The sequence below is a fragment of the Burkholderia mycopellens genome (genome assembly GCF_964265025.1).
In the GTDB taxonomy this organism is placed as follows: domain Bacteria; phylum Pseudomonadota; class Gammaproteobacteria; order Burkholderiales; family Burkholderiaceae; genus Burkholderia.
On record NZ_OZ183802.1, the window covers coordinates 670,755 to 684,024 of the forward strand.

Annotated in this window: 12 protein-coding genes; 9 read left to right on the forward strand and 3 right to left on the reverse strand. The window is 67.5% G+C overall.

Annotation, left to right across the window (positions count from 1 at the left end; translation table 11 throughout):
• Positions 1-101 precede the first annotated feature (101 nt).
• The 7 genes from ACPTTC_RS03230 to ACPTTC_RS03260 all read left to right on the forward strand — a co-directional run bounded on the left by ACPTTC_RS03230 (position 102) and on the right by ACPTTC_RS03260 (position 7,857).
• On the forward strand, positions 102-1,097 hold the full coding sequence (locus ACPTTC_RS03230) for an arabinose ABC transporter substrate-binding protein (RefSeq protein WP_175971378.1): 996 nt from the start codon (positions 102-104) through the stop codon (positions 1,095-1,097).
• Positions 1,098-1,164: 67 nt separating this feature from the next.
• Complete coding sequence (gene araG / locus ACPTTC_RS03235; RefSeq protein WP_423391530.1) at positions 1,165-2,676, forward strand: L-arabinose ABC transporter ATP-binding protein AraG; 1,512 nt, start codon at positions 1,165-1,167, stop codon at positions 2,674-2,676.
• 70 nt (positions 2,677-2,746) lie between these two features.
• Positions 2,747-3,763, forward strand: a complete 1,017-nt coding sequence (araH, locus tag ACPTTC_RS03240) for an L-arabinose ABC transporter permease AraH (protein ID WP_423391531.1) — start codon at positions 2,747-2,749, stop codon at positions 3,761-3,763.
• Between the two features lie 29 nt (positions 3,764-3,792).
• A complete protein-coding gene (locus ACPTTC_RS03245; RefSeq protein WP_423391532.1) occupies positions 3,793-4,599 on the forward strand; it encodes an SDR family NAD(P)-dependent oxidoreductase in 807 nt (268 codons plus the stop codon).
• 49 nt (positions 4,600-4,648) lie between these two features.
• Positions 4,649-5,710: an aldose 1-epimerase gene (locus ACPTTC_RS03250; RefSeq protein ID WP_423391533.1), complete on the forward strand. Its 1,062-nt coding sequence runs from the start codon at positions 4,649-4,651 to the stop codon at positions 5,708-5,710.
• 39 nt (positions 5,711-5,749) lie between these two features.
• A complete protein-coding gene (gene pyrF / locus ACPTTC_RS03255) occupies positions 5,750-6,577 on the forward strand; it encodes an orotidine-5'-phosphate decarboxylase (RefSeq protein ID WP_050013849.1) in 828 nt (275 codons plus the stop codon).
• A gap of 221 nt (positions 6,578-6,798) precedes the next feature.
• A complete protein-coding gene (locus tag ACPTTC_RS03260; protein WP_423391534.1) occupies positions 6,799-7,857 on the forward strand; it encodes a haloacid dehalogenase-like hydrolase in 1,059 nt (352 codons plus the stop codon).
• 38 nt (positions 7,858-7,895) lie between these two features.
• On the opposite strand, the gene ACPTTC_RS03265 is transcribed toward ACPTTC_RS03260, so the two are convergent.
• From ACPTTC_RS03265 to thiL, 3 genes are read right to left on the reverse strand one after another with little or no spacing between them, the layout of a single operon-like run.
• Positions 7,896-8,396, reverse strand: a complete 501-nt coding sequence (locus ACPTTC_RS03265; RefSeq protein ID WP_175955645.1) for a CinA family protein — start codon at positions 8,394-8,396, stop codon at positions 7,896-7,898.
• 31 nt (positions 8,397-8,427) lie between these two features.
• Complete coding sequence (locus ACPTTC_RS03270) at positions 8,428-8,979, reverse strand: phosphatidylglycerophosphatase A family protein (protein WP_226195334.1); 552 nt, start codon at positions 8,977-8,979, stop codon at positions 8,428-8,430.
• Positions 8,969-9,967: a thiamine-phosphate kinase gene (gene thiL / locus ACPTTC_RS03275; RefSeq protein ID WP_423391535.1), complete on the reverse strand. Its 999-nt coding sequence runs from the start codon at positions 9,965-9,967 to the stop codon at positions 8,969-8,971. Before thiL ends, ACPTTC_RS03270 begins: the two co-directional genes overlap by 11 nt.
• Before the next feature lie 135 nt (positions 9,968-10,102).
• On the opposite strand from thiL, the gene ACPTTC_RS03280 reads away from it, so the two are divergent.
• Both ACPTTC_RS03280 and ACPTTC_RS03285 read left to right on the forward strand, forming a co-directional pair.
• Positions 10,103-12,445 (forward strand): NADP-dependent malic enzyme, encoded by a 2,343-nt coding sequence (locus tag ACPTTC_RS03280; RefSeq protein ID WP_279613116.1) that lies wholly within the window; start codon positions 10,103-10,105, stop codon positions 12,443-12,445.
• A 378-nt stretch (positions 12,446-12,823) separates the two neighbouring features.
• Positions 12,824-13,255: a ribonuclease domain-containing protein gene (locus tag ACPTTC_RS03285; RefSeq protein ID WP_034182701.1), complete on the forward strand. Its 432-nt coding sequence runs from the start codon at positions 12,824-12,826 to the stop codon at positions 13,253-13,255.
• Positions 13,256-13,270 lie beyond the last annotated feature (15 nt).

Here is a 13,270-nt window from a genome sequence, read left to right on the forward strand (position 1 = left end):
GCAACGATTCGAAAGACCGCACGTGCGACGGCCGCGCGCACGCTGCGTCGAAACCAACAAGCGGCCGCATCCTGTTCGATGAAGACAAGGAGACACTGGAGATGAAACGCAGAACGTTCGTAACGCTGGCCGCCGCGGCCGCGGTGGTGATCGGAAGCCCCGTCGTGCACGCGGCCGATCCGGTCAAGATCGGCTTCCTCGTCAAGCAGCCGGAAGAGCCGTGGTTCCAGGACGAGTGGAAGTTCGCCGAGATGGCGGCGAAGGACAAGGGCTTCACGCTCGTGAAGATCGGCGCGCCGTCCGGTGAAAAGGTGATGAGCGCGATCGACAACCTGTCCGCGCAGAAGGCGCAGGGCTTCATCATCTGCACGCCCGACGTGAAGCTCGGGCCGGGCATCGTCGCGAAGGCGAAGTCGCACAACCTGAAGATGATGACGGTCGACGACCGCCTCGTCGACGGCGCGGGCAAGCCGATCGAGTCGGTCCCGCACATGGGGATCTCCGCGTACAACATCGGCAAGCAGGTCGGCGACGGCATCGCGGCCGAGATCAAGAAGCGCGGCTGGGACATGAAGGACGTCGGCGCGATCGACATCACCTACGAGCAGCTGCCGACCGCGCATGACCGCACGAGCGGCGCGACCGACGCGCTGGTGGCTGCCGGCTTTCCGAAGGCGAACGTGATCGCGGCGCCGCAGGCGAAGACCGACACCGAGAACGCATTCAACGCGGCGAACATCGCGCTCACGAAGAATCCGCAGTTCAAGCACTGGGTGGCGTACGGCCTGAACGACGAAGCCGTGCTCGGCGCGGTGCGCGCGGCCGAAGGGCGCGGCTTCAAGGCGGACAACATGATCGGCATCGGCATCGGCGGTTCCGATTCGGCGCTGAACGAGTTCAAGAAGCCGCAGCCGACGGGCTTCTACGGCACCGTGATCATCAGCCCCAAGCGCCACGGCGAGGAAACCTCGGACCTGATGTACGCGTGGATCACGCAGGGCAAGGCACCGCCGGCGCTGACGCTGACGACGGGCATGCTCGCGACGCGCGACAACGTGTCGAAGGTGCGCGAGGAGATGGGGCTCGCGTCGAAGTAAGCGGCCCGCCGGCTGCCGCGGCGATGCGGCGGCCGGCGGTCGATCGATCCGGAAGTGGGGAGACGACGTGTCAGCGGCACTGCGTTTTGACAATATCGGCAAGGTCTTTCCTGGCGTGCGCGCACTCGACGGCATCTCGTTCGACGTGCATGCGGGCGAGGTGCATGGCCTGATGGGCGAGAACGGCGCGGGCAAGTCGACGCTGCTGAAGATTCTCGGCGGCGAATACCAGCCCGATGCGGGCAGCGTGCTGGTCGATGGCCAGCCCGTGCAGTTCGCGAGTGCGGCCGCGTCGATCGCGGCCGGCATCGCGGTGATTCACCAGGAGCTGCAGTACGTGCCCGACCTGACGGTTGCGGAAAACCTGCTGCTCGGCCGCCTGCCGAATGCGTTCGGCTGGGTGAAAAAGCGCGAGGCGAAGCGCCACGTGCGCGAGCGGCTCGCCGCGATGGGCGTCGATCTCGATCCCGACGCGAAGCTCGGGCGGCTGTCGATCGCGCAGCGGCAGATGGTCGAGATCTGCAAGGCGCTGATGCGCAACGCGCGCGTGATCGCGCTCGACGAACCGACCAGCTCGCTGTCGCATCGCGAGACCGAAGTGCTGTTCAAGCTCGTCGACGACCTGCGTGCGCAGGGCCGCGCGCTGATCTACATCTCGCACCGGATGGACGAGATCTACCGGCTGTGCGATGCGTGCACGATCTTCCGCGACGGGCGCAAGATCGCGTCGCACGAATCGCTGGCCGACGTGCCGCGCGAACGGCTCGTCGCCGAGATGGTCGGGCGCGAGATTTCGGACATCTACCATTACGCGCCGCGCGCGCTCGGCGACGTGCGCTTCGCGGCCGAAGGCGTCGACGGCCCGGCATTGCGCGAACCCGCGAGCTTCTCGGTGCGCGCGGGCGAGATCGTCGGCTTCTTCGGGCTTGTCGGCGCGGGCCGCAGCGAGCTGATGCGGCTCGTGTACGGCGCGGACCGCCGGCGCGCGGGCGTGCTGACGCTCGACGGCGCGCGCATCGACGTGAAGCGCACCGGCGACGCGATCCGCCACGGCATCGTGTTGTGCCCCGAGGACCGCAAGGAAGAAGGGATCATCGCGATCGCGTCGGTCGCGGAGAACATCAACATCAGTTGCCGCCGCCATTCGCTGCGCGCGGGGCTCTTCATCAACCGCAAGGCCGAAAGCGAAACGGCCGACCGCTTCATCCAGCGGCTCAAGATCAAGACGCCGAACCGGCGGCAGAAGATTCGCTTCCTGTCGGGCGGCAACCAGCAGAAGGCGATCCTGTCGCGCTGGCTCGCGGAGCCCGACCTGAAGGTCGTGATCCTCGACGAGCCGACGCGCGGGATCGACGTCGGTGCGAAGCACGAGATCTACGACGTGATCTACCGGCTCGCGGAACGCGGCTGCGCGATCGTGATGGTGTCGTCGGAGCTGCCGGAAGTGCTCGGCGTGTCCGACCGCATCGTCGTGATGCGCGAAGGCCGGATCGCGGGCGAACTACCGCGCGAACAGGCGAACGAACACGCGGTGCTGAGCCTCGCGCTGCCGCAGACGAGCGCCGTCGAGGCGGCTTGACGCAGGGCACGACAATCGAATCGGACACGCGCGGCGCGGGCCGTGCAATGCAGGAGCAGGAGACACAATCATGCAAGTCAACGAAAACCTTGGCAGCGCCGCCGTGAAGCGATCGGCCGACGCGCTGGTGCCGCAGCAGAGCGACCGCCAGAAGTGGTGGCAGCATCTGACCGAATACAGCCTGATCGCGATCTTCGCGGTGATGTTCATCACGATGTCGCTCACCGTCGACCACTTCTTCTCGATCGACAACATGCTCGGCCTCGCACTGTCGATCTCGCAGATCGGCATGGTCGCGTGCACGATGATGTTCTGTCTCGCGTCGCGCGACTTCGACCTGTCGATCGGCTCGACCGTCGCGTTCTCGGGCGTGCTGTGCGCGATGGTGCTGAACGCGACCGACAACACGTTCGTCGCGATCGTCGCGGCGGTTGCGGCCGGCGCCGCGATCGGCTTCGTGAACGGCGCGGTGATCGCGTACCTGCGCATCAACGCGCTGATCACGACGCTCGCGACGATGGAGATCGTGCGCGGGCTCGGCTTCATCGTGTCGAAGGGGCAGGCGGTCGGCGTGTCGTCGGATACGTTCATCGCGCTCGGCGGGCTGTCCCTGTTCGGCGTGTCGCTGCCGATCTGGGTCACGCTGCTGTGCTTCATCTCGTTCGGCGTGCTGCTGAACCAGACGGTGTATGGCCGCAACACGCTCGCGATCGGCGGGAACCCGGAAGCCTCGCGGCTCGCGGGGATCAACGTCGAACGCACGCGCGTGTACATCTTCCTGATCCAGGGCGCGGTGACGGCGCTCGCAGGCGTGATCCTCGCATCACGCATCACGTCGGGCCAGCCGAACGCCGCGCAGGGCTTCGAGCTGAACGTGATCTCCGCGTGCGTGCTCGGCGGCGTGTCGCTGATGGGCGGCCGCGCGACGATCTCGGGCGTCGTGATCGGCGTGCTGATCATGGGCACCGTCGAGAACGTGATGAACCTGCTGAACATCGACGCGTTCTACCAGTACCTCGTGCGCGGCGCGATCCTGCTTGCTGCCGTGCTGCTCGACCAGTTGAAGAACCGCGGCGTCCGCGACTGACCCGATCTGCTCTTACGGAGACGAACCGCATGACCATCGACACTTCCGCGCGCGACCCGCACACCGCGAGCCACGCACGCTATGCACGGTATCCGAGCCTCGAGGATCGCGCGGTGCTGATCACGGGCGGCGCGACCGGCATCGGCGCGGCGTTCGTCGAGCACTTCGCCGAACAGGGCGCGCGCGTCGCGTTCGTCGACCTCGACGCGGCGGCCGGTACCGCACTGGCGGAAAGCCTCGCGCACGTCCGTCATGCGCCGCTGTTCCTGCCGTGCGACCTGACCGACATCGGCGCGCTGCGCCATGCGATCGACGCGATCCGCGCGCGCATCGGTGCGATCGCGGTGCTCGTGAACAATGCGGCGAACGACGCGCGCCACGCGATCGACGACGTGACGCCCGAATCGTTCGACGCGGGCATCGCGGTGAACGTGCGACACCAGTTCTTCGCCGCGCAGGCGGTGATCGACGACATGAAGCAGCAGGGCGGCGGCGCGATCATCAACCTCGGCTCGATCAGCTGGATGCTGAAGAACGGCGGCTATCCCGTCTACGTGATGGCGAAGGCGGCCGTGCAGGGGCTGACGCGCGGTCTCGCGCGCGACCTCGGCCCGTTCGGCATTCGCGTGAATTCGCTGGTGCCCGGCTGGGTGATGACCGACAAGCAGCGCCGGTTGTGGCTCGACGACGCGGGCCGTGCGGCGATCAAGGCCGGCCAGTGCCTCGATGCCGAACTGCTGCCGGCCGATCTCGCGCGGATGGCGCTGTTCCTGGCAGCCGACGACAGCCGGATGATCACCGCGCAGGACGTGATCGTCGACGGCGGCTGGGCCTGACCGTTCGCACGACCTGCATCGTTTCTTCGACGAAGGAAAGGAGTTCACCATGACCGCCACGTCCTCGCACGCATCGTCGTCCACCAGCCAGTCGCGCCGCGCGCGCCTGGCCGCCGCCGCGCAGCCGGTCAGCCCCGGCCCGCAGACGGCTGCCTTCGCGCAGGGCGTCGGCGCCGCGCATGCGGCGGCCGTCACGCTGTCGAACGCGTCGCTGCGGCTCGACGTGCTGCCGCATCTCGGCGGCGGCATCGCGCGCTTCGACTGGCGCGGCGACAACGGCGCGCTGATGCCGGTGTTCCGCCGCTGCGAGCATCCGGAGACGGCGACGGACCCGAACGAACTCGCGTGCTATCCGTTGCTGCCTTACTCGAACCGGATCGGCGACGGGCGGTTCGAATGCGACGGGCGCAGCGTCGCGGTGCCGCGCAACCGCCGCGACGAGCCGATGCCGATCCACGGCGACGGCTGGCTCGCGCCGTGGCAGGTGGACGATGCGACCGGCACGTCGCTGCAACTGTCGCTCGATCGCGCCGCCGGCGCGCCGTATGCGTTCCGCGCGATCCAGTCGTTCGAGCTCGACGACGCAACGCTGTCGATCGCGCTGACGATCGAGAACGCGGGGCGCGCGCGGCTGCCGTTCGGGCTCGGCGTGCATCCGTTCCTCGTGCGCGATGCCGCGACCGAGCTGGCCGCGGCCGCCGGCGGGCTGTGGCTGTCGGGCGCCGATTTCCTGCCGGTGCGGCACGTGAGCGTGCCGCCGGCCTGGCAGTTCGGCGTCGCGTATCCGCTGCCGGCCGTGCTCGTCAACCATGCGTTTACGGGCTGGGGCGGCCACGCGACGGTGAGCTGGCCGCGCCGCGGGCTGTCGCTGACGGTGGCGGCCGACGCCGACGCGTACGTGCTCTATACGCCGCCCGGCGAGGATTTCTTCTGCTTCGAGCCGGTCGATCATCCGATCAATGCGGTGAACCTGCCGGGCGGCGCGACCGCCCACGGGATGACGCTGCTCGCGCCCGGCGAGCGGCTCACGCGGCGTTTCGCGTTCACCGTCGAGCGCGCCGATGCGCGCGGCAATGCCGCGACACGCGAGGCGCGCCGGCGACGCGGGTAAAATACGCGGTCTACCAACGGTTTGCCGCGAGTACCCGCCATGTCTTCCCCGCTTACTTTCATCGAATCGCTGCGCGCCGCGTGGCAGCGCACGAACTCGCTGCTGTGCGTCGGCCTCGATCCCGAGCCGTCGCGTTTCCCCGTGCAGTTCGACGGCCAGCCCGACGCGATCTTCGAATTCTGCCGGCAGATCGTCGACGCGACCGCGCAATACGCGAGCGCGTTCAAGCCGCAGATCGCCTACTTCGCCGCGCATCGCGCGGAAGACCAGCTCGAGCGGCTGATCGCGCACATCCACCTCCAGCATCCGGGCCTGCCCGTGATCCTCGACGCGAAGCGCGGCGACATCGGCAGCACCGCCGAGCAGTACGCGCGCGAAGCGTTCGAGCGCTACCGCGCGGACGCCGTCACGGTGAATCCGTACATGGGCTACGACTCGGTCGAGCCGTACTTCGAGCACGAAGGCAAGGGCGTGATCGTGTTGTGCCGCACGTCGAACCCGGGCGGGTCCGACCTGCAGTTCCTCGACACGAACGGCCGGCCGCTGTATCAGGTCGTCGCGGATCTCGCGGCGAACAAGTGGAACGCGAGGAACGGCCAGCTCGGCCTCGTGGTCGGCGCGACGTTCCCGAAGGAGATCGAGATCGTGCGCGGGATCGTCGGCGACATGCCGCTGCTGATTCCGGGCATCGGCGCGCAGGGCGGCGACGTGCAGGCGACCGTCAATGCGGGCCGCACGGCCGACGGCACCGGCATGATGATCAACTCGTCGCGCGCGATCCTGTACGCGAGCAAGGGCGAGGATTTCGCCGAAGCCGCGGCGCTCGCCGCGCAGAAGACCCGCGACACGATCAACGCGCATCGTTGATCGGTCGCATCGGCTGCCCGCCCGGGCAGCCGGCTGCGGCGGGCTCCCACGCGCGAGCCCGTCGCTTCCCTGCCGCTTTCCCGCTCCTCCCGCCGCCCGGCCCGCACTGGCGCACGCAGACAACTTCCCGTCGCTTGCGCACCGCATTCCCGCGCGCCAATCGCGCGATGCTGCCGCTTGTCATCGATCCGTAACGAAAATGTCAAGAAAGGAGCGACGCCATGCCCAAGTTGTCCCGACGTCTTCTGAGCGCGCTTGCCGCGTCGCTGTGCGTGAGCTTCGCCCATGCGGCGGATCTGTCGCACTGGCCGGCCGACAGCGCGAAGGCGCTGAACGCGATGATCGCCGCGCACGCGAACCGTGGCGACTACGCGGTGTTCGACGCCGACAACACGACCTACCGCTACGACCTCGAGGAGTCGCTGCTGCCGTACCTCGAGAACCGCGGCGTGCTGACGCGCGACACGCTCGACCCGTCGCTGAAGCTGATCCCGTTCAAGGATTCCGCCGACTACAAGGAATCGCTGACGAGCTATTACTACCGGCTGTGCGAGATCGACGACCTGGTCTGCTACCCGTGGATCGCGCAGGCATTCGCCGGCCAGTCGCTGGCCGACCTGAAGCGCCACGTCGACGCGATGCTCGCCGACGGCAAGCCGATCCCGATCCGCTACTGGCAGGGCGACAAGGTGGTCGACGGCACGGTGAACCCGCCGCGTTTCTTCCGCGGGATGCAGGAGTTGTACAACGCGCTGCGCGAGAACGGAATCGAGGTCTACGTGATGACGGCCGCGCACGAGGAGCTCGCGCGGCTCGTGCTGTCCGACCCGAAGTACGGCTACAACGTGAAGCCGCAGAACGTGATCGGCGTGACGACGCTGCTGCGCAACCCGGCGACGGGCTCGCTGACCACCTCGCGGCTGCAGATCAAGGCCGGCAAGTACGACGAGGCCGCGAACCGCAGTCTGGTGATCACGCCGTTCCTGATGAACCCGATGACGTGGTACGAAGGCAAGCTCGGCTCGATCGTCGGCTGGATCGACCAGTGGAAGAAGCCGGTGCTCGTCGCGGGCGACACGCCGACGTCCGACGGCTACATGCTGCTGAACGCGACCGACGTCGCGCGCGGCGGCGTGCGCGTGTGGGTGAACAAGAAGGACAAGCAGATGGCGCAGATCCGCGCGTGGTCGGATGAATCGGCCGCACAGCAGAAATCGCTCGGCCTGCCGGTGACGGCGGACAAGAACTGGATCGTCGTGAAGCCCGACGCGATCCAGTAAGCGGGCAAGCGGGGGCGCGGTGCGCGCCTCCGGCTCGATCAGCCCTCGCGCTCGTCGAGCAGCTTCAGCAGCCCGCGCAGCGCATGCGCGGCCGCCTGCGTGCGGATCTGCTCGCGGTCGCCCTTGAACACGAGCGTCTCGACGTCGGTATGCAGCCGGTTGCTCCAGCCGAACGACACGGTGCCGACCGGCTTCTTCTCGCTGCCGCCGGCCGGGCCTGCGATGCCCGTGACGGACAGCGCGACCTGCGCGCGGCTGTTGCGCAGCGCGCCTTCGGCCATCGCGCGCGCGACGGGCTCGCTGACGGCGCCGTGTTTGTCGATCAGGTCGTGCGGTACGCCGATCATCTCGATCTTGGCCTGGTTCGAGTACGTGACGAAGCCGCGCTCGAACCACTGGCTGCTGCCGGAGATGTCGGTGATCGCCGCGGCGATCATGCCGCCGGTGCAGGATTCGGCGGTGGCGAGCGTCAGGTGCTCGTCACGCAACTTGTTGCCTGCGCGGATCGCAAGCTGATGGACGACGGAATCGGTTGGCATGCGCGTCGGGAAACGGGAGTCGGGAAATCGGTCAGCCGACGACGGAGCGCCACAGGGCGATCACGAGCAGCGTCATGAACGCGGCGACCAGGTCGTCGACCATGATGCCGAGCCCGCCTTTCAGGCGGCGCTCGAAATAGCGGATCGGCGGCGGCTTGAGCATGTCGAAGCAGCGGAACGCGACGAACGCCCACAGCTGGCCGACGAAGGTCGCGGGCGTGACGAACAGCATCACGAGCCAGATCGCGACGATCTCGTCCCAGACGACGGCGCCCGGATCGGCCGAGCCCATCTTCCTCGCGGTGAAACCGGTGAGCCACGTGCCCGCCACGAAGCCGACCGCGATCAGCGCCCACCATTCGGGCACCGTCAGGTAGCGGTTGAGCACGACGAACGTGAGCCAGCCGAACAGCGAGCCGAACGTGCCGGGCATGATCGGCGCGAGCCCGCTGCCGAAGCCGAGCGACACGAGGTGCGCCGGGTGCGACAGCATGAAGCGCGCGGTCGCGCGCCGCGGCGCGTTGCCGCCGGATGCGGCGCCGGGCTCGGCCGCGGCGTGCGCGGGCGTCGGGTCAGTCTGCATGGAAGTGGTCGAAGCCGTGCAACGTGAGAGCGAGAGGCGCGCCGGCGGCATCGCGCCACGCGATCGCGGGCTGCTCCGACGGCGCGGACAACGCGCGTATTGTACCGATTCGGGTGACCGGCACGCCGGCCGTCACGCCGGCCGCTTCGACCGCCGCGCGGGCTGCCGCCGGCGCGGTGAAGCACAGTTCGTAATCGTCGCCGCCGGCCAGGGTGCAGCGGCGCTGTACGTCCGGCGGCAGCGTGGCGAGCGCGGCCGAGCGCGGCACCGCGTCGGCATCGATTTCGGCGCGCACGTTCGAGCGGGCCAGGATGTGCTGCAGGTCGCCGGCGAGGCCGTCCGAGATGTCGAGCGCCGCGTGCGCGACGCCCGCGAGCGCCAGGCCGAGCGCAATGCGCGGTTCGGGGCGCTCGAGCGCACGCCGGAACGCGGCTGCTTCGTTTGCGCCGGCCGCCCATTCGCCGCGCGCGACGCCGAGGCCGGCGCGCGCATCGCCGAGCGTGCCGGACACCCAGACGTCGTCGCCGTCGCGCGCGGCATCGCGGCGCAGCGCCGCGTCGGGCGCGACTTCGCCGAATACGGTCACGCACAGGTTCAGCGGGCCGCTCGTCGTGTCGCCGCCGATCAGCTCGCAACCGTAGCGCTCGGCGAGCGCGAACAGCCCGTTGCTGAATGCTTCCAGCCACGCCGCGTCGGCACGCGGCAGCGCGCACGCGAGCGTGAACGCGCGCGGCTCGGCGCCCATCGCCGCGAGGTCGGACAGGTTGACCGCGAGCGTCTTGTGGCCGAGCGCGTCGGGCGCGACGTCGGGGAAGAAGTGGCGGCCTTCCACCAGCATGTCGGTCGAAATGGCCAGCAATTTCCCGGATTGGGGCGTGATCAACGCGCAATCGTCGCCGATGCCGAGCGTCGACGCGCGTGCACCCTGCGCGGCGCGGCGCGTGAAGAAGCGTTCGATCAGCGAAAACTCGGAGAGGGCGGCTGGCACGGCGGATGGATCCGAAACGATTGAAGGAACGGCATTGTACGAGGCGAACGGCGGCGTTCCTGCGCCGTTCCGCCCATTTTTGTCGCGGCTGTTGTACCCGAATCGCCGGTCTTGCGGCCGATGATTGGCGCTACAATGCCGTCGAAGAGTTATTCTAATCCGCCCGTCAAGAGACACATGTCCACCCAAGCCTCCTCCAAAGCCAAGCTCCGCGAAGCCGCGCTCGACTATCACGAATTCCCGACCCCCGGGAAAATCGCGATCGCCCCGACCAAGCAGATGATCAACCAGCGCGACCTCGCGCTCGCGTACTCGCCGGGTGTGGCGTACGCGTGCGAGGAGATCGTCGAGAATCCGCTCAATGCGGCGCGCTTCACCGCGCGCAGCAACCTGGTCGGCGTCGTCACGAACGGTACGGCGGTGCTCGGTCTCGGCAACATCGGCCCGCTCGCGTCGAAGCCGGTGATGGAAGGCAAGGCCGTGCTGTTCAAGAAGTTCGCGGGCATCGACGTGTTCGACATCGAGCTGAACGAGTCGGACCCGCACAAGCTCGTCGACGTGATCGCCGCTCTGGAGCCGACCTTCGGCGGGATCAACCTGGAAGACATCAAGGCGCCGGACTGCTTCATCGTCGAACGCGAAGCGCGCAAGCGGATGAAGATTCCGGTGTTCCACGACGACCAGCACGGCACCGCGATCGTGGTGGCCGCGGCCGTCACGAACGGGCTGAAGGTCGTCAACAAGGACATCAAGAAGGTCAAGCTCGTCGCGTCCGGCGCAGGCGCGGCCGCGCTCGCGTGTCTCGACCTGCTGGTCGACATCGGCCTGCCGCTCGAGAACATCACCGTGACCGACCTGGCCGGCGTGGTCTACAAGGGCCGCACCGAACTGATGGACCCGGACAAGGAGCGTTTCGCCCGCGAAACGGACGCACGGACGCTGGCCGAAGTGATCGACGGCGCGGACATCTTCCTCGGCCTGTCGGCCGCCGGCGTGCTGAAGCAGGAGATGGTGAAGGGCATGGCCGAGCGCCCGCTGATTCTCGCGCTCGCGAACCCGACGCCGGAAATCCTGCCGGAACTCGCGCTCGAAGTGCGCCCGGACGCGGTGCTGGCCACCGGCCGCACCGACTACCCGAACCAGGTCAACAACGTCCTGTGCTTCCCGTTCATCTTCCGCGGTGCGCTCGACGTCGGCGCGACGACGATCACGCGTGAAATGGAGATCGCGGCCGTCAATGCGATCGCCGAGCTCGCGCAGCACGAGCAGAGCGACATCGTCGCGACCGCGTACGGCATCCAGGACCTGTCGTTCGGGCCCGAATACCTGATTCCGAAGCCGTTCGATCCGCGCCTGATCGTGAAGATCGCACCGGCCGTCGCGCAGGCCGCGATGGACGGCGGCGTCGCGACGCGCCCGATCGAGGACATGGAGGCGTACCGCGTCCACCTGCAGCAGTTCGTGTACCACAGCGGCACGACGATGAAGCCGATCTTCCAGATCGCGCGCGCCGCGCCGGAAGAGAAGAAGCGCGTGGTATTCGCGGAAGGCGAGGAAGAGCGCGTGTTGCGCGCCGTTCAGATCATCGTCGACGAAAAACTCGCGACGCCGATCCTGATCGGCCGTCCGGGCGTGATCGAGCACCGTATCCAGCGTTATGGCCTGCGGCTGAATCCGGGCGTCGATTTCACGGTCGTCAACACCGAGCACGACGCGCGCTACCGCGACTTCTGGCAGACGTACTACAAGATGATGGCGCGCAAGGGCATCAGCGAGCAGCTCGCGCGCGTCGAGATGCGCCGCCGCACGACGCTGATCGGCTCGATGCTGGTGAAGAAGGGCGAAGCGGACGGGATGATCTGCGGCACGATCAGCACCACGCACCGCCACCTGCACTTCATCGACCAGGTGATCGGCAAGCGCCCGGGTTGCAGCGTGTACGCGGCGATGAACGGCCTCGTTCTGCCGGGCCGCCAGATTTTCCTCGTCGACACGCACGTGAACGTCGATCCGACCCCGGAAGAGCTGGCCGAGATCACGATCATGGCGGCGGAAGAAGTACGCCGCTTCGGCATCGAGCCGAAGGTCGCACTGCTGTCGCACTCGAATTTCGGCACGAGCAACGCACCTTCGGCGAAGAAGATGCGCGATACGCTCGCAATCCTGCAGGAACGTGCGCCGGAGCTGAAGGTTGACGGCGAGATGCACGGCGATGTCGCGCTCGACGCGGCGCTGCGCAAGGAAATCCTGCCGGAGTCGACGCTGGAAGGCGATGCGAATCTGCTGATCCTGCCGAACATCGACGCCGCGAACATCGCGTACAACCTGCTGAAGACGGCCGCGGGCAACAACATCGCGATCGGGCCGATCCTGCTGGGCGCCGCGCAGCCGGTGCACGTGCTGACCGAATCGGCGACCGTTCGCCGCATCGTCAATATGGCGGCGCTACTGGTTGCCGACGTGAACGCCGCGCGCTGAGCCAAAACGAACGCGCCAGGCGGGTCGAACCGGCGTGGCGCGTCGGGCGAAATTGTAAACAAAAGCAAAAAGAGGCGTGCCCGCCATGGGCACGCCGTCGGGCAGGGCGCAAACGCGCTTCCCTCAAAGCAACAGCAGCATCTCTCCACTCCGGGTAGCGAGCGCGGCAAGGAGGCAGGGTCTTGCCGTACGAGAGATGCCGCCCGTATTTTATCCTATGTAAGATAAATATAGTGTTATTTAGGTAAAAAATGCGCCATTCCGGGTATCGCGACACTTTCGATTCCCAAACGGACATTGATTCGCGCGGCCAATAACGCTACGCTAACGCCTTTGTTGGTCGTCAACTACTTGATTTAACAGCGGGAACCCTGGTTCATGGCACGCAAGTGGCTCCGCAACGGCGCGCTCGCGTCCGTCTTCGCGATGTTCGCGATGGGTATCGTCGGCACGCCGACGGGCAGTCTGGTTTCCGCCGCTTACGCACGGGAGGCCGTTTCGGCCGACGTGGCCGCCAGCGGGCTCGATACGATCCCGACCGCCCGTCTTCCGCGCGAGGCCGTGACCACGCTGGGCCTGATCGGCGCGGGCGGCCCCTATCCGTACGAGAAAGACGGCGTCGTGTTTGGCAACCGCGAGCGGATCCTGCCAAAAGCGAAGCGCGGCTACTACCATGAGTACACGGTGCCGACGCCGCGTGCCCGCAATCGCGGTGCGCGCCGGATCGTCTGTGGCGGGCCATTGCGCCGGATCGACAACTGTTATTACACGGGCGACCACTACAACAGTTTTAAACGTATTGTTGAATGACTTCGGGACGAATGG

Bases quoted from the DNA above. Each gene is read 5' to 3' on its own strand.
- ACPTTC_RS03250 (WP_423391533.1), top strand. From the start codon at position 4,649: ATGACCGCCACGTCCTCGCACGCATCGTCGTCCACCAGCCAGTCGCGC.
- ACPTTC_RS03245 (WP_423391532.1), top strand. From the start codon at position 3,793: ATGACCATCGACACTTCCGCGCGCGACCCGCACACCGCGAGCCACGCA.
- ACPTTC_RS03230 (WP_175971378.1), top strand. From the start codon at position 102: ATGAAACGCAGAACGTTCGTAACGCTGGCCGCCGCGGCCGCGGTGGTG.
- pyrF (WP_050013849.1), top strand. From the start codon at position 5,750: ATGTCTTCCCCGCTTACTTTCATCGAATCGCTGCGCGCCGCGTGGCAG.
- araH (WP_423391531.1), top strand. From the start codon at position 2,747: ATGCAAGTCAACGAAAACCTTGGCAGCGCCGCCGTGAAGCGATCGGCC.
- ACPTTC_RS03270 (WP_226195334.1), bottom strand. From the start codon at position 8,979: ATGCAGACTGACCCGACGCCCGCGCACGCCGCGGCCGAGCCCGGCGCC.
- ACPTTC_RS03260 (WP_423391534.1), top strand. From the start codon at position 6,799: ATGCCCAAGTTGTCCCGACGTCTTCTGAGCGCGCTTGCCGCGTCGCTG.
- ACPTTC_RS03285 (WP_034182701.1), top strand. From the start codon at position 12,824: ATGGCACGCAAGTGGCTCCGCAACGGCGCGCTCGCGTCCGTCTTCGCG.
- ACPTTC_RS03280 (WP_279613116.1), top strand. From the start codon at position 10,103: ATGCCGTCGAAGAGTTATTCTAATCCGCCCGTCAAGAGACACATGTCC.
- ACPTTC_RS03265 (WP_175955645.1), bottom strand. From the start codon at position 8,396: ATGCCAACCGATTCCGTCGTCCATCAGCTTGCGATCCGCGCAGGCAAC.